Origin of the sequence: Achromobacter deleyi, assembly GCF_013116765.2 — a bacterium.
Classification (GTDB): domain Bacteria; phylum Pseudomonadota; class Gammaproteobacteria; order Burkholderiales; family Burkholderiaceae_B; genus Achromobacter; species Achromobacter deleyi_A.
On the sequence record NZ_CP074375.1, the window covers coordinates 3,054,916 to 3,072,791 of the forward strand.

General features: G+C 64.7%; 16 protein-coding genes. 4 read left to right on the forward strand and 12 right to left on the reverse strand.

What is annotated here, in order from left to right:
• Nucleotide 1: 1 nt before the first annotated feature.
• The 10 genes from HLG70_RS13690 to metE form a co-directional block, all read right to left on the reverse strand.
• The gene (locus tag HLG70_RS13690; protein ID WP_171663278.1) at nt 2–1,192 is read right to left on the reverse strand and encodes a uroporphyrinogen-III C-methyltransferase; all 1,191 of its coding nucleotides are present in this window, start codon (nt 1,190–1,192) and stop codon (nt 2–4) included.
• Between the two features lie 37 nt (nt 1,193–1,229).
• Nucleotides 1,230–2,048 carry a uroporphyrinogen-III synthase gene (locus HLG70_RS13695; RefSeq protein WP_171663279.1) on the reverse strand — a complete coding sequence of 273 codons (819 nt, stop codon included), beginning with the start codon at nt 2,046–2,048 and terminating at the stop codon, nt 1,230–1,232.
• Nucleotides 2,048–2,992 (reverse strand): hydroxymethylbilane synthase, encoded by a 945-nt coding sequence (gene hemC, locus HLG70_RS13700; protein ID WP_171663280.1) that lies wholly within the window; start codon nt 2,990–2,992, stop codon nt 2,048–2,050. Before hemC ends, HLG70_RS13695 begins: the two co-directional genes overlap by 1 nt.
• Before the next feature lie 9 nt (nt 2,993–3,001).
• On the reverse strand, nt 3,002–3,124 hold the full coding sequence (locus HLG70_RS29645; RefSeq protein ID WP_255366978.1) for a hypothetical protein: 123 nt from the start codon (nt 3,122–3,124) through the stop codon (nt 3,002–3,004).
• Nucleotides 3,111–3,830, reverse strand: a complete 720-nt coding sequence (locus tag HLG70_RS13705; protein ID WP_171663281.1) for a TerC family protein — start codon at nt 3,828–3,830, stop codon at nt 3,111–3,113. The genes HLG70_RS29645 and HLG70_RS13705 overlap by 14 nt, the downstream gene beginning before the upstream one ends.
• A 111-nt stretch (nt 3,831–3,941) precedes the next feature.
• A complete protein-coding gene (locus tag HLG70_RS13710) occupies nt 3,942–4,640 on the reverse strand; it encodes a TerC family protein (protein ID WP_171663282.1) in 699 nt (232 codons plus the stop codon).
• A 260-nt stretch (nt 4,641–4,900) separates the two neighbouring features.
• Nucleotides 4,901–5,782: a succinate--CoA ligase subunit alpha gene (gene sucD / locus HLG70_RS13715; protein WP_006225012.1), complete on the reverse strand. Its 882-nt coding sequence runs from the start codon at nt 5,780–5,782 to the stop codon at nt 4,901–4,903.
• Between the two features lie 103 nt (nt 5,783–5,885).
• Nucleotides 5,886–7,046: an ADP-forming succinate--CoA ligase subunit beta gene (sucC, locus tag HLG70_RS13720; protein WP_171663283.1), complete on the reverse strand. Its 1,161-nt coding sequence runs from the start codon at nt 7,044–7,046 to the stop codon at nt 5,886–5,888.
• 10 nt (nt 7,047–7,056) lie between these two features.
• On the reverse strand, nt 7,057–7,659 hold the full coding sequence (locus tag HLG70_RS13725; protein WP_171663284.1) for a DUF2889 domain-containing protein: 603 nt from the start codon (nt 7,657–7,659) through the stop codon (nt 7,057–7,059).
• A 297-nt stretch (nt 7,660–7,956) separates the two neighbouring features.
• On the reverse strand, nt 7,957–10,254 hold the full coding sequence (gene metE / locus HLG70_RS13730) for a 5-methyltetrahydropteroyltriglutamate--homocysteine S-methyltransferase (protein ID WP_171663285.1): 2,298 nt from the start codon (nt 10,252–10,254) through the stop codon (nt 7,957–7,959).
• 194 nt (nt 10,255–10,448) lie between these two features.
• Here metE and HLG70_RS13735 point away from each other — a divergent pair, with 194 nt between their 5' ends.
• Entirely contained in the window at nt 10,449–11,366 is a 918-nt protein-coding gene (locus HLG70_RS13735; RefSeq protein ID WP_171663286.1) for a LysR family transcriptional regulator, read from the forward strand.
• Between the two features lie 216 nt (nt 11,367–11,582).
• On the opposite strand, the gene recX is transcribed toward HLG70_RS13735, so the two are convergent.
• Both recX and recA read right to left on the reverse strand, forming a co-directional pair.
• Nucleotides 11,583–12,272 (reverse strand): recombination regulator RecX, encoded by a 690-nt coding sequence (gene recX, locus HLG70_RS13740; protein WP_171663287.1) that lies wholly within the window; start codon nt 12,270–12,272, stop codon nt 11,583–11,585.
• Between the two features lie 124 nt (nt 12,273–12,396).
• Nucleotides 12,397–13,458, reverse strand: coding sequence for a recombinase RecA (gene recA / locus HLG70_RS13745; protein ID WP_171663288.1), 1,062 nt, complete (start codon nt 13,456–13,458; stop codon nt 12,397–12,399).
• Nucleotides 13,459–13,796: 338 nt separating this feature from the next.
• Here recA and HLG70_RS13750 point away from each other — a divergent pair, with 338 nt between their 5' ends.
• The 3 genes from HLG70_RS13750 to HLG70_RS13760 all read left to right on the forward strand — a co-directional run bounded on the left by HLG70_RS13750 (nt 13,797) and on the right by HLG70_RS13760 (nt 17,835).
• Entirely contained in the window at nt 13,797–14,486 is a 690-nt protein-coding gene (locus tag HLG70_RS13750; protein ID WP_006225021.1) for a response regulator transcription factor, read from the forward strand.
• Between the two features lie 115 nt (nt 14,487–14,601).
• Nucleotides 14,602–15,978 carry a sensor histidine kinase gene (locus HLG70_RS13755; RefSeq protein ID WP_171663414.1) on the forward strand — a complete coding sequence of 459 codons (1,377 nt, stop codon included), beginning with the start codon at nt 14,602–14,604 and terminating at the stop codon, nt 15,976–15,978.
• 195 nt (nt 15,979–16,173) lie between these two features.
• Nucleotides 16,174–17,835 (forward strand): MFS transporter, encoded by a 1,662-nt coding sequence (locus tag HLG70_RS13760; protein ID WP_419144819.1) that lies wholly within the window; start codon nt 16,174–16,176, stop codon nt 17,833–17,835.
• The last annotated feature ends 41 nt before the right edge of the window (nt 17,836–17,876 follow it).

Below are 17,876 nucleotides of genomic sequence, written 5' to 3' on the forward strand. Positions count from 1 at the left end.
CTTAGTCCTGCCCGCTGGTCTTGAAGCCCGCGGCCCGCAGCGCCGCCACGGCGTTGAGGCTGTCGGCCACTTCCGGCATGCGCACGGCGATGTCGGTCTGGGCCAGTTCGCGCGCCAGCGTCTGGGCGGCGACGGTATCGGGGGAGCGGTTGTCGAAGTACTTGGAGAGCGTGACGCCGACGTTGTCGAGTTCGCTTTTCCAGACCGAGGGCTGGCGCATCAGCATCGCCAGTTGCGCCGTCAGCAGGCGCTGGCGCAGCGTGCCGCGCACCTGGTCGGCCTGTTCGGGCGACAGCAGCAGCGCGGCGGGTTCATCCACGCGCTGGATGGTGATCAGTCCACCCAGCTCATGCGCCAGCGCGGAACCGGCGCGGCCAGGCCAGGAGGCCACTTCCGCGCGCCAGCGCTGCCACCAGGGCGCGTCGGCAGGCAAGCCGGCCTGGGGATCGACCGTGGGCGCCGGAGCGACCGGCTGCGGCTCGCCGACAGGCGCAATGCCCGGGGCGGCGGAGTCCGGCACCAGCAGGGGCGCCCTGCCGATCAGCGAGACCAGGCGTTCGATGCGAGCCGACTGGGCGGGGATATCGACCGTGGACACGGCGCGAAGGCGGTCGAGGTCGCCGTTGATCGACTGCTGCAAGCTGGAGAAACGCGGCCGGTCGGCGCGCGCCAATCGCGATTGGGCGGTCTCGAGGGCGACGATGGCGTTGGAAACGTTGCCGGCCAGGCGCAGTTGCTGGTTGGCGATCGTCAGCAGACGTTCGATGTCGTTGGCCAGCAATTCGTCGCTGGCGCTGTCATTGAAGTTCTGCCAGGCCAATTGCAGCGCGTTGTACTGACTTTGCGTTTCACGCACGGTGTCTTCGAGTTCACCCACGCGGCCGGCCTGGGCCTGCGCCAGGGCCAGGGCCTCGCGCGTGTCCTTGCGGGCCTGCGCGACGTCGGCGCTGAGCGTTTCGATGCGCGTGGCGACTTCGCGCCCGGCGGACACGAACTGCGTGCGCTGATTCCAGAGGGCGTAGCCCAAGCCCACGGCGAGCAGGATGACGATTATCAGCGCGGTGACCAATGGGCCATTGCCGCGCTTGGCCGGACGGGCCTTGACGGAATCGGCCGGGGCCGATGCGGACGCGTTTGTGTCCGGGGCGGCCGAATGAACGACCGGATCGGTAGCGGGAGTCTTGTCTGTCATGACGCGATTGTATTCGGTGTCTGTCCGAAGCAACGAATCAGGCAGCAACAAAAGCCTGGAATATCGACTCGTCGTTGGGCAAGCAGATTTTTACCATTGCTGGGCAGGCGGCGCCATCGCCGGTCTGCGGCACGCGCCGCGCAAGGGAAGGATGGGTCAGCACGAAACCGCAACGCTCCCACCAGTCCGCAAGCCCCGCCGCCTCCAGCCGGGCACGAGCGGCATCCGCCCCTTCGCCACTGGTGATCAGCCAGGTGGCGCTGACGCCGGCATCCGCCCAGCGCCGCAACTCGGCGAGCTGCGCGGGACTCCAATGGGCCGGTCGCCGCAGGTAGGCGGCGTGGCGCGTCACGGCCACGCCATGGGCCTCGAGCTTGTCGCCCAGCCAGTCCCTGCCCTGCGTGCCGCGCACGAGCAATACGCGGGCGGGCAGTTGCGGCAAGTCCTGGAGCACGCGCCAGAGCGCCTCGGAATCATGGCTGACGGCGGACTCGCCTGGATGCAGGACTGTTGTATTCGCGCCAAAGCAGCCCAACTCGTACAGCGCCTGCGCGCTGGCCGGCCCCACGGTGGCCGCGATCACGCCCGCCGGCCACGCGGCCGGGCCGTCCACCCGGGCCAGCTGGTCCAGGTACTGCCTGGCGGCGTTGCCGCTGACGAACACGACCATGTCGTAGCCGGACGGCCGCGGCAGGTCCGCGGCGGCAATCGGCAGGGGATGGATCTCAAGGGCGGGCAGGATGCAGGACGACCAGCCGGCGCCCGACAAGCGGCCGGCCAGTATCTCGTTGCGCCCTGCGGGCCGCGTCAGGACGGCGACGCGCGGCCTTTCGGTGGCTGCGGACGCCTGGGTCATCAGTCTGGCCCGGAGTCTTGCAGCAATTCGCGAAGAATGGCCTCGGCGCCAGCCTCCAGCAGTTCGTTCGCGGCGGCCTCGCCTATGGCTTCGGCCTCGCTTGCAGGACCGCTGCGAGTCGTGTGGACCATGCGTGCGCCGTCGGGGGATGCCACCAGCGCCCGCAGCGACAGGGTGCCGCCCTGGATCTGGGCGAATGCCGCAAGCGGAACCTGGCAGGACCCGCCCAGCTTGCGCGAAACGGCGCGCTCGGCCAGGACACAGGACGTGGTGTCCGCGCTGACCAGCGGCGCCAGCCAGGCGCGCATGTCATCGCGATCATCGCGGATCTCGATGCCCAGGGCGCCCTGCCCCGCGGCCGGAAGGCTGTCGGCGGGATCCAGCAGACTGCTGATGCGGGTTTCCAGCCCCAGGCGCTCGAGGCCGGCTGCGGCCAGCACGATGGCGTCGTAGTCGCCCTTGTCCAGCTTGCCCAAACGCGTGTCCAGGTTGCCGCGCAGGGGTTTCACCACGAGTTCGGGATAGCGCGCGCGGATCTGGGATTCGCGACGCAGGCTGGACGTGCCGACGACCGCGCCCGCGGGCAGGTCTGCCAGCGTCGCATAGCGGTTGGACACGAAGGCATCGCGCGGATCCGCGCGATCAAGAACGGCGCAAAGCTCGAATGGCGCCTGCAGATCCACCGGCACGTCCTTCAGGGAGTGAACGGCGAGATCGGCACGCCCATCGAGCAGCGCGTTTTCGAGTTCCTTGACGAACAGTCCTTTCCCGCCCACCTTGGACAGCGTGCGGTCGAGGATCTGGTCGCCTCGGGTCGTCAGGGTAAGAAGCTCAACCGCGCACGCCGGGTACAGCGTGCGCAGCCGGTCGCGCACATGCTCGGCTTGCCACAGGGCAAGCCGGCTGGCGCGGGTCGCGATGACCAGGCGTTGCGGAAGAGACACGAGACGTCATCAAACAAAATTGGAGACGATGACCGTCGCGACTATCCCGAGGATGGCCAGCACGAACAGGCCCTGGAGCAGGCTCAGGCCCGATTCGGATTGCTGGGGATCGACGGATCTACGCAGACTCATGTGCTGATTCCTTGGAAGCGGTTTTGCGGCTTGCCAGCCACCGTCCAAGGACAACAACGAGCAAGGCGCCAATGATTTCTGCACCGATTTTAACCGCAGTGGGCTGAACGCCGAATTGACGTTCGACAATCACGTCGGTAATCAGCATGCCGCCCGCGATCCAGCCCAGCAAAGCCGCGCCAAACGTAACAACCAGCGGATAGCGGTCGATGAGCTTGAGCACCAGCGTGCTGCCCCAGATGATGATCGGCACACTGACGATCAGGCCGAAGGCGACCAGGCCGATCTGATGGTCGGCGTGGGCGTTCTGGGCCGCGCCGGCGATGGCGATGACGTTGTCCAGGCTCATCACGAAGTCAGCGATGATGATGGTCTTGATGGCGGCGGCGATGGATGTTCCACCCTTCACGTTGCCATGCGCATCGTCCTCGGGAACCAGCAGCTTGACGCCGATCCAGACGAGCAGCAGGCCGCCCACAACCTTCAGGAAGGGGATCGACAGGAGCGTCAGGGCGAAGGCGATCAGCACGACGCGCAGGATGATGGCGCCGGCGGTGCCCCACAGGATGCCTTGCATCCGCTGCTTGGGCGCCAGGTTGCGACAAGCCAGCGCGATCACGACGGCGTTATCGCCGCCGAGCAGGATGTCGATGAGGATGATCTGGAATACCGCTGCCCAACTCAGCGTCTGGAAAAACTCAAGCACTTTGAACCCCCGAAGGCATTTATGAAAAGAATGGCCGGTCCCGAGCCGGCCGACCCGCCGCGCACCGCGCGGCGAGGTAATTCAGGACAACTTATTATTGTAGTTCAGCTTTCAGTCAGCTTTCTGGCGCATCAGTAAAACTTTACCAATCGCCAGCACAAGCACCGCGCCCAGCACGCCAGTCATCAGCGCGAAGCTGTGCTGGGTTACGCCCAGGGCAGCGTCTATCCGCGCTACCGGTTCCTGCAGGACGGGATCGCCCACCAGCAATTCACCGGCAATGAAGCCCAACAGCGCCGCCCCCACCCAGACAATGACCGGGAAGCGTTCGATGACTTTCAGAAGCAAGGTACTGCCAAAGATGACCAAGGGAATGCTGATCGCCAAACCCAACACCAGCAAGGTCGTATCGCCCATCGCGGCGGCGGCTACGGCCACCACGTTGTCCAGGCTCATGACCAGATCGGCAATCATGATAGTGCGAATCGCGGTCAACAGATTGCCTTGCGTCTTGCCTGAACCGTCTTCCTCGCCTTCCGGCAACAGCAGCGTCACGCCAATGTAGACTAGGAGCAGCGCGCCGATCAGCTTGAGCCACGGCAGCAGCAGCAACTTGGCCGCAACGAGTGTCAGCACGATACGCATGATGATCGCGGCAGCGGAGCCGATCACGATCGCTTTCTTCTGTTGCGCGGGAGGCAGTGAACGCGCCGCCAGCGCAATAACCACGGCGTTGTCGCCCGATAGCAGAATATTGACCCAAATGATCTGGAGCAACGCTATCCAGAATGCCGCTGAACTGAGTTCCATACCTCTCTTTCCTAGGTGTGATCCCCCTAGGACAAACCAAATTAATGGACGAATAAAGACAAAAACGTACTGACCGTCTTGGTGCGAGCCCGACGGCATTCTTGCTGGGTACGCGCGAAATTTCTTTCATTATAGTTTCGTTCAGCTTTCCGTATGATTTGGCCGGCCGCATCATGGACGCGGGATTACCCTAGGAATACGCCAAAATCAGACGAAAAAAAGCCCGCCGAAGCGGGCTTTTTTTTGCGCAATGCTGAAACTTACAGCACCGACTTGAGCAGCTTGCCCATTTCGGAGGGGTTGCGCGTCGTGCGGATGCCGCAAGCTTCCATGACTTCCAGCTTGGCGTCGGCCGTGTCGGCGCCACCGGAGATCAGGGCGCCAGCGTGGCCCATGCGCTTGCCGGCGGGAGCCGTGACACCAGCGATGAAGCCGACGACCGGCTTCTTCATGTTGTCCTTGGCCCATTCGGCTGCGTTGACTTCATCCGGACCGCCGATTTCGCCGATCATGATGACGGCGTCGGTGTCGGGATCGTCATTGAACAGCTTGAGCACGTCGACGTGCTTCAGGCCGTTGATGGGATCGCCACCGATGCCGACGGCGCTGGATTGACCCAGGCCCAGCTCGGTGACTTGCGCCACGGCTTCGTACGTCAGGGTGCCCGAACGGCTGACGATGCCGATGCGGCCCTTGCGGTGGATGTGACCCGGCATGATGCCGATCTTGATTTCGTCGGGGGTAATCAGACCCGGGCAGTTCGGACCCAGCAGCAGCGTCTTGCTGCCCTTGGCCTTCATGCGGTTCTTGACTTCCAGCATGTCGCGGACCGGGATGCCTTCGGTAATGCAGATCACCAGATCCAGTTCGGCTTCGACAGCTTCCCAGATGGCGGCTGCGGCGCCCGCGGGCGGCACGTAGATGACGGACACGGTGGCGCCGGTGTCGGCCTTGGCGTCCTTCACCGAAGCGAAAATCGGCACGCCTTCGAAGTCTTCACCCGCCTTCTTGGGGTTCACGCCAGCCACGAAGGCGGCTTTACCATTGGCATACTCACGGCACATACGGGTGTGGAACTGGCCCGTCTTACCCGTGATGCCCTGGGTGATGACTTTGGTGTCCTTGTTGATCAGAATCGACATTTGTGAATCCTTGGCAATTTCTTTTACCGCCGGGCCGCCCCAACGTGGAAAGCGCCCCCTTGGAGGGCAGCAAGCCCCGAAGGGGCGCGGCGAGGAGGCATATTTACTTGACGGCGGCTACGACGCGGGTGGCCGCTTCGGCCATCGTGTCGGCGCTGATGATCGGCAGACCCGAGTCGGCCAGCATCTTCTTGCCGAGTTCTTCGTTGGTGCCCTTCATGCGGACGACCAGCGGGACGCTCAGGTTGACGGCCTTGCACGCGGCGATCACGCCTTCGGCGATGACGTCGCAGCGCATGATGCCGCCGAAGATGTTGACCAGAATGGCCTTCACGCTCTTGTTGGCGAGCATGATCTTGAACGCTTCGGTGACCTTCTCGGCCGTGGCGCCGCCGCCGACGTCCAGGAAGTTGGCCGGCTCGCCGCCGAACAGCTTGATGGTGTCCATGGTGGCCATGGCCAGACCGGCGCCGTTCACCAGGCAGCCGATGTTGCCATCGAGCTGGATGTAGGCGAGGTCGAACTTGCTGGCTTCGATTTCAGCGGGATCTTCTTCGTCCAGGTCGCGGTAGGCGACGAGTTCCGGGTGACGGAACAAGGCGTTGGGATCGAAGTTGAACTTGGCGTCCAGGGCGATGATGTTGCCCTTGCTGTCGCGGTTCAGCGGGTTGATTTCGACCAGCGAAGCGTCGGTGTCCATGTAGCACTTGTAGAGCTTCTGGAACACGTCCACGGCTTGGGCGGTCGAGTCGGCGGGCAGGCCGATCGCGTTGGCGATCTTGGTGGCTTGCTCGGCGGACAGGCCGGTCAGCGGGTCGATGTATTCGGTGATGATCTTCTCGGGAGTGGAGTGAGCCACTTCCTCGATATCCATGCCGCCTTCGCTGGAGGCGATGAAGGCGACCTTCTGCGTGGCGCGGTCAGTGACCAGCGAAACGTAGTATTCCTTCTGGATGTCGGCGCCGTCTTCGATGTACAGGCGGCGAACCTTCTGGCCTTCCGGACCGGTCTGGTGCGTGATCAGCTGCATGCCCAGGATTTCCGAGGCCAGCTTGCGAACGTCGTCCAGCGAGCGCGCCAGCTTGACGCCGCCGCCCTTGCCGCGGCCGCCCGCGTGGATTTGTGCCTTGACGACCCAAACCGGTCCACCCAGCTTTTCAGCGGCAGCCACGGCCTCGTCGACGGAAAGAGCGGGGATCCCGCGCGGCACCGGGACGCCAAATTGCTTCAGCAGTTCCTTGCCTTGATACTCGTGGATTTTCATGTGTTACCTGTCAGGACGTATGAGAAAAAGAAGGTGAATCGGAGGACGAATCGGCCGATGCCTCAGCGCTGCCCCCGGTGTACCACTTGGGATAGTGCTCAGCCACCACCGGGCCGCCAGTGCTCAGGGCATGGCAACCGTCCAATTGGAATGGACGCTGGTCCGGGTTGATTTCCTGCCGCCGGCGGTTGGCCATGGTCTGGACCGCCGCGGTGGGAAGCACCTGCGACAGCTCGGTCATGTGCGTACAGCCCTCCACATGCCCGAACCGCTCCTTGACCTGGCGGCGGAACCCCTTGAGCAGGTTCATTCCGATCAGATCAGTGTAAGCCGGCTCGATGGCCATGCAATGGCCGCCATAGGGCGCCGCGTCATAGACGGCCTGAGCCGCCACGATCGAGAAATTCTCGTCGATGGTGATGCGCAGGTGCATATGGTGGATAGGGAGCCCGGCCTTGAACATCTCGCCGTCGCGCTTGGGGAAATCGTACGCCTTGACGTCGATAAGCTCGGCTTCCAGATCCCAGTTCCCGTCATCGCGCGCATAGGACTGCACACGTATGGAACGCGTGTGCAGCGGTTGGCGAGGATAATCCGGTGGTGGCAAGGGCATGCTGGGGGCCTGCGGGGCGAAGATGGCCTGCGCATGTTGCGCGGCAACAAAACCTTTAAAGTATAGCGCAGGCAGCCCCGTATCAACCGTCTTCTTGGGTGCCGCCCGCTACGGGACGCATCGGGCGTCGTCAGCCGGGACCTGACGGTCTCCCCGGGGGCCCGGGGACGGACCGGCCACCCATGGGGACAGGTCTCCCTCTGAAAACTGAAAACCCGGCTTGCGCTTCAAAGGCGCAAGCCGGGTTTCACTGAGCAGCCGATGCCCCGGGGCGGCAGCCCACCCCGGACGGCTGGCTTAGGCCGATTCGCGCAGCGCGCGGGCAGCTTGCACCATGCCGATCAGCGCGGCTTCCGTTTCGGGCCAGGCACGCGTCTTCAGGCCGCAGTCGGGGTTCACCCAGAGGCGTTCCTTGGGCAGGCGGGCGGCGGCCTTGTTCATCAGGTCCACCATCCAGTCCACCTCGGGCACGTTCGGCGAGTGAATGTCATACACGCCCGGACCGATGTCGTTGGGGTAGCGGAAATCCTCGAACGCCTTCAGCAGTTCCATGTTGGAGCGCGACGTTTCGATCGTGATCACATCGGCGTCCATGGCGGCGATGGATTCGATGATGTCGTTGAACTCCGAATAGCACATGTGCGTGTGGATCTGCGTCTCGTCGCGCACGCCCGCGGTCGACAGGCGGAAGCAGTCCACGGCCCAGTCCAGGTACGCCTGCCAGTCGGCGCGGCGCAACGGCAAACCTTCGCGGATGGCGGGTTCGTCGATCTGGATGACGCTGATGCCGGCCGTTTCCAGGTCCACCACTTCGTCGCGCAGGGCCAGCGCCAACTGGCGGCAGGTCTGTTCACGCGGCTGGTCGTCGCGCACGAACGACCATTGCAGGATGGTGACCGGACCGGTCAGCATGCCCTTGACCGGCTTGTCGGTCAGCGACTGCGCGTAGGACGACCAACCCACCGTCATCGGCGCGGGGCGGGCCACGTCGCCGAAGATGACCGGCGGCTTGACGCAGCGCGAGCCATAGCTCTGCACCCAGCCGTTCTTGGTGAAGGCAAAACCGGCCAGCAGTTCGCCGAAGTATTCCACCATGTCGTTGCGCTCGGGTTCGCCGTGGACCAGCACGTCCAGGCCCACCTTTTCCTGGAAGCGGATGACTTCCTCGATTTCCTTGCGGATGGCGGTCTCGTACGCGGAGTCCGTCAGTGCGCCCGACTTCCAGTCGCGGCGCAGGGCGCGGATTTCGGCGGTCTGCGGGAAGGAACCGATCGTCGTGGTCGGGTAGGCGGGCAGGCCCAGTTGTTCTTGCTGACGGGCGATGCGGCCGGCGAACGGCGCACGGTCGCGCGACACGCTGGCGGCGACCGCCATGCGCTGGCCCACCACCGGGTTGTGGATGCGGGCCGAGGCGCGGCGCGCGGCGAGCGCGGCGCGTTGCTTGACCAGGCCGTCCTGCACCGTCGGTTCGGTTGCGCTATCCAGCGCGCGGCCCAGCAGGTTCAACTCTTCCAGCTTCTGCGCGGCGAACGACAGCCAGCTCTTCAACTCGGCGTCCAGTTCGGTTTCGTTGGCCAGGTCCACCGGAACGTGCAGGAGCGAGCACGACGGCGCCAGCCACAGGCGATCGCCCAGCTGCTGCTTGATCGGAGCCAGCGTGGCGATGGCGGCGTCCAGATCGGTGCGCCAGATATTGCGGCCGTTGATCACGCCGGCGGACAGCACCTGTTCGGCGCCCAGGCCGGACACCACTTCAGCCAGCTGCTCAGGCGCGCGGACCAGATCCACGTGCAGGCCGGCCACGGGCAGGGCCAGGGCGGTGGGCAGATTGTCCTTCAGGCCGTCGAAGTAGGTCGCGACCAGCAGCTTGACCGGACTTGCGGACAAGGTGGCATACACCCGCTTGAACGCATCGCGCCAGGCTTGCGGCAGGTCCAGCACCAGGATGGGTTCGTCGATCTGCACCCATTGCACGCCCAGCTTGGCGAAGCGGGCCAGCACTTCTTCGTACACCGGCAGCAGTGCGGCCAGCAGTTGCAGCTTGCCCTCATCGGCGGCGCCGTCGGCAAAGGCATCGCCCTTGCCCTGGTACAGCCAGGTCAGCGGGCCGGGGATGACCGGCTTGACGGCCAGGCCCAGGTCCTGCGCTTCCTGGATCTGCTCGAACAGCGATTCGCGAGCGATGCGGAACGTCTGGCCCGGGACCAGTTCGGGCACGATGTAGTGATAGTTGGTGTCGAACCACTTGGTCATTTCGCAGGCGGCAGCCGGCTTGCCGGTCGGCGCGCGGCCACGGCCCATTCGGAACAGCGTGTCCAGCGTGACGGGTTCGTTGTCTTTCTGGCCGAAGCGGGCGGGCACGGCGCCCAGCAGCGTGGTCCATTCCAGGATCTGGTCATACCAGGCGAAGTCGCCGACGGGCACGAACTTCAGGCCAGCCGCGGCTTGCAGCTTCCAGTGCCTGGCGCGCAATTCGCGGCCAGTTTCTTCCAGTGCTTCGGCGGTCTGCTTGCCGGCCCAATAGGCCTCGACCGCGCGCTTCAGTTCGCGCTGAGCGCCAATACGGGGGAACCCCAAATTATGAATAGTAGTCATGGCAACACCGTCGTTAGACAAAATTTGTTCAAGTGACGGCTATTCTGACGCCAAATCAAAATGAATCAAAATCAATGTCTACATTCATAAGATGAAGAAATCTCATAAAATATAAGCTCATTCCGGACCTGATGGGTCCGGAGCCGGAATCTGGCGCCCGTGGGGCGCCAGATTCGTCATGCTCATCCAGTCACATGCTAGAAATCCGCCATCTTGAAACGCTGACCGCCATCCGGGAAGGCGGCAGCCTGCAGGAAGCCGCCGAGCGCCTGCACCTGACGCAGTCCGCACTGTCGCACCAATTGCGAGACCTCGAAACCCGCCTGGGCACCCCCTTGCTGAATCGCCGCACCCGGCCGGCCCGGCTCACCACCGCCGGCCTGCGCGTGCTGGCGCTGGCCGACGAAGTCCTGCCCCGCATCCGTGCGACGGAACGCGATTTGCAGCGTCTGGCAGCCGGCCGCACCGGCCGGCTGCACCTGGCGATCGATTGCCATTCCTGCTTCCAGTGGCTGATGCCGGCGCTCGACGCCTTCCGGGTGCAATGGCCGGATGTGGCGCTGGACCTGTCGGCGGCTTTCTCGTTCGCTCCCCTGCCCGCCCTGGTGCGCGGCGATCTGGATCTGGTCATCACGTCGGACCCCCAGCCGCTGGACGCCGTGGAATATCTGCCGCTATTCAAGTACGAGCTGGTGCTGGCCGTGTCGGAGTCGAACCCGCTGGCCGGCAGCAAATTCATCATGCCTGACCAGTTGGCCGACCAGACGCTCATCACCTATCCGGTGGACAAGCAGCGCCTGGACATCTTCACGGCGTTCCTGGACCCGGCGGACGTGGAGCCCGCCGCCATCCGCAAGGCGGAACTGACGCCGATCATCGCGCAGCTTGTCGCCAGCAATCGCGGCGTGGCGGCGCTGCCCAACTGGGCCCTGACGGAATACATGAACCAGGGGTGGCTGCGCCTGTGCAGGCTGGGCCCGCAGGGTGTGTGGCGCACGCTGTATGCCACCGTGCGCAGCGAGGACACGGATGCCTCGTACATCGACGAGTTCCTGACGATCACCCGCGACGTCTGCTTCAAGACGCTGTCGGGAATCAAATCGGCCAAGTAGAAGAGAAAGGCCCCCACGCTGCGCACGCTGCGCGTGCTTGCTGCCCCCCGAGGGGGCGCTTTTTGCCTTGGGGCGGCCCGGCGGCAAAAAAAGACCCCCACGCTGCGCACGCTGCGCGTGCTTGCTGCCCCCCGAGGGGGCGCTTTTTGCCTTGGGGCGGCCCGGCGGCAAAAAAAGACCCCCACGCTGCGCGTGCTTGCTGCCAACGCAGGAATCTCAGTCCTCGTTGTCCTCGCCCAGGATGCGGCGGATCACGTCGTGCGCGAAACCGCGGCTGCCCAGGAAGCGGGCCTGCTTGGCATAGGCCGCGCGGTCGGCCGGTTTGGCGTCGAAGCGCTTTTTCCAGACCTCCAGCGCGCGATCGTATTCGGTGGCGCGCAACTGGTCGCGCAGTTCGGCGACCTGGTTGTCGTCGACCCCATGCTGGCGCAATTCCTGCACGATGCGCGCCGCGCCCTGGCGCGACGCGCGCCGGTGCACCAGGCTTTGCGCAAAGCGCTCGGTGGACAGCCATCCCTCTTTCTCCAGCACATCCAGCACCGCTTCGACCTCGGCGGCGTCTTCGGCATGGGCGGCCAGCTTGCGCGCCAGCTCCTCACGCGCATGTTCGCGCCGCGACAGATAGCCCACCGCGCGCATTTTCAGCGTAGGCCCTTTGCGGGCCTGCTTGCCGTCATCGGGAGGAGATTCATCGTCGCCGGCAGCCACGCGGCGGCCACGCCCCGCGCTGCGCTGTTCCGAGCTGCGTTGCCATTGGCCGGCCTGGCTGGCCGGCGCGGTCGCACTCTGTTCGCTGCGCGTGTCCGACGTGCGCCGCAAGCCCTGCGGCTTGGCGACCGTTTCGAATTCGTCATCCAACTTGGCGCGAAGGCGGTCGGCTGACGCGGGAGTCGGTTTCCAGCTCATGCGCTTCCTGCTTGCTATGCAAAACGGCAGGCCCTTCTAGGCGCCTGCCGCAGTTCGCCGGGTCAGACCCGGACCGATGCAGGGTCACGGCCGTGGATGGCCAGTGACCGGTGGATCGTTTCGATTATTCCGCGGTGTCTTCCGCCGTGGGCACGAATTCGGCGGCACGGCTGACGATACCCTGGTTCTCGCGAACGCGGTTCTCGATCTCGATGGCTATTTCCTTGTGCTCTTTCAGGTATTCGCGGACATTGTCCTTGCCCTGGCCGATGCGATTGCCGTTGTAGCTGTACCAGGCGCCAGACTTGTCCACCACGTTGGCGGCCACGCCCAGATCAATGATTTCGCCTTCGCGCGAGATGCCGGCCCCGTACATGATGTCGAACTCGGCCTGCTTGAACGGCGGAGCGACCTTGTTCTTCACGACCTTGACGCGGGTTTCGTTGCCGACCACCTCGTCGCCCTTCTTGATGGAACCGATGCGGCGGATGTCCAGGCGCACGGAGGCGTAGAACTTCAACGCATTGCCGCCGGTGGTGGTTTCGGGGTTGCCGAACATCACGCCGATCTTCATGCGGATCTGGTTGATGAAGATGACCATGCAGTTGGTGCGCTTGATCGTGGCGGTCAGCTTGCGCAGCGCCTGGCTCATCAGGCGGGCTTGCAGGCCGGGCAAGGAATCGCCCATTTCGCCTTCGATTTCAGCCTTGGGCACCAGCGCGGCCACCGAGTCGATGACGATCAGGTCCACGGAGCCCGAACGCACCAGCGCGTCGGTGATTTCCAGCGCCTGCTCGCCCGTGTCCGGCTGCGAGATCAGCAGATCGGTCAGGTTCACGCCCAGCTTGTTGGCGTACTGCACGTCCAGCGCGTGTTCCGCGTCGACGAATGCGCAGGTGCCGCCGATTTTCTGCATTTCAGCGATGACTTGCAGCGTCAGCGTGGTCTTGCCCGAAGATTCAGGGCCGTAGATTTCGACCACGCGGCCGCGCGGCAAGCCGCCGACGCCCAGCGCGATGTCCAGACCCAGCGATCCCGTGGAAACCACCTGGATGTCGTGCGAGACCTCGTTGTCGCCGTAGCGCATGATCGAGCCCTTGCCGAACTGCTTTTCGATCTGCGAAAGCGCGGCGGCAAGCGCCTTGGCCTTTTCCGATGCGGCGGCCTTGGTGGTTTTGTCGTCCATGTAGAGTCCTGTCTGTAACGTATCTGGGTGTCGAAGGGGATTGCGGGTCTGGCCGATGGGTCTGGCCGATGGGTCTGGCCGGCGGGTCTGGCCGGCGGGTCTGGCGGGTGCTTTTAGCTACGGATCAGATTATGGCATCGGATTGTACTGTACAAAAAACCAGTGTGCCAGTCTTTTGCACGTATACCCTGAGTGGGCAACCACGGCGCCATATGACAGAATCGCAGGAGAGATCCCGGTATTTTCCCCCTTTTCCGCCGCCGGGCCGCCCCAAGGCGGAAAGCGCCCCGCAAGAGGCGGCAAGCGCGCGGCGCGGGGTACCCTTCTTGCAGCAGCCCATGCGTATCCTGATCGCCGAAGACGACAGCATCCTGGCCGACGGCCTGTCCCGTTCGTTGCGCCACAACGGCTACGCCGTGGATGCCGTGCGCGACGGGCTGGCGGCCGATTCCGCGCTGGCCGCCCAGGCATTCGACCTCCTCATCCTGGACCTCGGCCTGCCCCAGCTGGCCGGACTGGAAGTGCTGCGCCGCCTGCGCGCCCGCAACTCCGCCCTGCCCGTACTCATCCTGACCGCCGCCGACAGCATCGAGCAGCGCGTCAAAGGCCTGGATCTGGGCGCGGACGACTACATGGCCAAGCCCTTCGCGCTGTCCGAACTCGAGGCCCGGGTGCGGGCGCTGACCCGGCGCGGCGCCGGCGGCGGCGCCACGATGATCAAGCACGGGCGGCTGCTGTTTGACCAGACGGGCCGCGTGGCCATCGTCGACGACCAGACCCTGGACCTGTCCGCCCGCGAAGTCAGCCTGCTTGAAATTCTTCTGACCCGCAGCGGCCGCATGGTCAGCAAGACCCAGCTTGTCGACCACCTCTGCGAATGGGGCGAAGAAGTCAGCACCAACGCCATCGAGGTCTATGTGCATCGCTTGCGCAAGAAGCTCGAGCCCAGCGGCGTGAAGATCGTCACCGTGCGGGGCCTGGGCTACTGTCTTGAGCGGGACCAGGGTGCGGCGTACCTCGCAAGCTGAGCCCGCGCCTCCAGAGCAGCTCAACCAGGAAGCCCTGGACGTCATGCAAGCCGGGGCCAAGGGCCCGAGCTTCGCGCCGCCGCAGCGTTCCCTGCTGGGCGAGATCCTGGACTGGATGCTGGCGCCGCTGTTCCTTCTGTGGCCGATGAGCGTCGCGATCACCTATGTGGTCGCGCAGAACATCGCCAACGTCCCCTACGACCGGGCGCTGGCCAACAACCTCCATGTGCTGACGCGGCAAGTCCACGCCCAGGACGGCCGCGCCGTACTGAAGATGACGGACGCCGCGCGCGACGTGCTGCGCGCCGATGAAACCGACAGCGTGTTCTGGCTGGTCCTCGGCAGCCGCGGCGAATATCTGGGCGGCGACCGCGCCCTGCCCCTGCCCGCCACGGTCGGCCAGCCCCGGCCCGGCGAAGTGCAGTACGAGGACGACACGCTGCGCGGCTTCGGAATCCGGCTGGCGTTCACATGGGTGGACCTGCATCTTCCGGATACCCAGCCAGCGCTGCTGATCGTGGCGGAAACCGTGGAAAAGCGCACGCAGCTGGCCAACGACATCATCAAGGGCGTGATCATTCCGCAGTTCGTAGTGCTGCCGATCGCCGTGCTGCTGGTGTGGTTCGGCCTGTCGCGCGGCGTGGCGCCGCTGAATGCGCTGCAACAGCGGCTGCGGGCCCGCCGGCCCGACGACCTTTCCCCCATCGACGAGCGCGCCGCGCCGTCCGAGATCGCCCCGCTGGTGGCGGCCATGAACGATCTGCTTGACCGCCTGTCCGCCAACGTCCAGGCGCAGCGCCGTTTCGTGGCCGATGCGGCGCATCAGCTGAAAACACCGCTGGCCGGCTTGCGGACCCAGGCGGAACTGGCGCTGCGCGATGCCAGCCCCGAGGAAATGCAATCCAGCCTGCGGCAGCTGGTGACCGGGTCGGAACGCGCGACCCGGCTGGTAAACCAATTGCTTTTGCTGGCTCGCGCCGAGAACCCCAGCGCCATCGGACTGACGCGCACCGACATCAACGCCATCGCCTACGAGCAGACCATGCAATGGGTTCCGCTGGCGCTGTCGCTCAGCACGGACCTGGGCTTCGAGGGATCGGACACTCCCGTCGAAATCAATGGCAACCCCTTGCTGCTGGCCGAACTGCTCAACAACCTGGTGGACAACGCGCTGCGCTACACGCCGCGCGGCGGCCACATCACGGTGCGTGTCCTGAGCCTCGACGAGCAAGGCGTGCTCGAGGTCGAAGACTCCGGCCCCGGCATCCCGCCCGAAGAGCGCGAACGCGTGTTCGACCGCTTCTACCGCGTGCTGGGCACGATGTCGGATGGCAGCGGGCTGGGGCTGGCCATCGTGCGCGAGATCGCGCAAAAGCATCAGGGCAGCGTCGTGATCAGCGACCACCCGACCGAGCATTCCGACTTGCCCGGCACCCGCATCCGCGTGGCTTTTCCTCTGTATTCGCAAGCGGCGGACCCGCAGGACGGCTAAGGACTATCCCTAGCCCCCCACGGAAAACTTACTATTTGTTTCAATTTTAAGATTCGGGTAAGGGTCCCGTCAGAACCTCGTCAGCCTCGGCCCCCAATGTGACGCTTAGCTCGATGTCGGTCTCGCCGGCGGAGGGTCAAGCACGGTGGAGAACCGCCGGCCAAAAAACGAGGAGACATCATGAGCACAACTACCATGGCAGGCCGCGGTCCATCCGCGGAACCGCGTCCGATGACCAAGGAGGAGCGCAAGGTCATCTTCGCGTCATCGCTCGGCACGGTATTCGAGTGGTACGACTTTTATCTATATGGCTCGCTCGCGGCCATCATTGCCCAACACTTTTTCTCCGGCGTGAACCCGACCGCGGGCTTCATCTTCGCGCTGCTGGCCTTCGCGGCCGGCTTCGCCGTGCGGCCGTTCGGCGCGCTGGTGTTCGGCCGCCTGGGCGACCTGGTCGGACGCAAATACACCTTCCTGGTCACGATCGTGATCATGGGCCTGTCGACGTTCCTCGTGGGCATCCTGCCCAGCTACGCCAGCATCGGCATGGCCGCTCCGGCCATCCTGATTATCCTGCGCCTGCTGCAAGGCCTGGCGCTGGGCGGCGAGTACGGCGGCGCGGCGACCTACGTCGCCGAACACGCCCCGCACGGCCGCCGCGGCTTCTACACGTCCTGGATCCAGACCACCGCGACCCTGGGCCTGTTCCTGTCGCTGCTGGTCATTCTGGGCATCCGCACGTTCATGGGCGAAGACGAATTCAAAGCCTGGGGCTGGCGCATTCCGTTCCTGATCTCGGTGGTGCTGCTGGGCATCTCGGTGTGGATCCGCCTGCAATTGAATGAATCGCCCACCTTCAAGCGCATGAAGGAAGAAGGCAAGGGTTCGAAGGCGCCGATCGCCGAATCGTTCGGCCAATGGAAGAACCTGAAGGTCGTGATCCTGGCGCTGCTGGGCCTGACCGCCGGCCAGGCAGTCGTCTGGTACACGGGCCAGTTCTACGCCCTGTTCTTCCTGACGCAGACCCTGAAGGTCGACTCGAACACCGCCAACATCATGATCGCCGTCGCGCTCTTGCTCGGCACGCCGTTCTTCGTGATCTTCGGCGCGCTGTCCGACAAGATCGGCCGCAAGCCCATCATCATGGCCGGCTGCCTGATCGCCGCCGCGACCTACTTCCCGATCTTCCAGGGTCTCACGCACTTCGCCAACCCGGCGCTGGAAAAGGCGCAAGCCACCGCCCCGGTCACCGTGATCGCCGATCCCTCGACCTGCTCGTTCCAGTTCAATCCCGTGGGCACGGCTTCGTTCACCAGCTCTTGCGACGTGGTGAAGTCGTTCATGGCCCGCAACTCGGTGAACTACACCAACCAAGCCGCCCCGGCGGGTTCGCTCGCCCGCGTCAAGATCGGCAACGACGAGTTCAACTCCTTCGACGGCAAGTCGATGGCCCCGGCCGACTTCAAGGCCAAGGCCGCCGAACTCGACAAGGCGCTGACCACGGCAATCCGCAGCCACGGCTACCCGGCCAAGGCGGATCCCGCCCAGACCAACAACGTCATGGTCGTGGTGCTGCTGACGATCCTGGTCCTCTACGTGACCATGGTCTACGGCCCGATCGCAGCCATGCTGGTGGAAATGTTCCCGACGCGCATCCGCTACACGTCGATGAGCCTGCCCTACCACATCGGCAACGGCTGGTTCGGCGGCTTCCTGCCTCCGGTCGCATTCGCAGTGGTGGCAGCCACCGGCAACATCTACGACGGCCTGTGGTATCCGATCATCATCGCGGTCATGACCCTGGTCATCGGCACGCTGTTCGTGCGCGAGTCCAAGGACAACGACATCAACGCCTAACCGACCATCCCCCGCCGGGTGGGACTGCTGCGCCTGCCCGG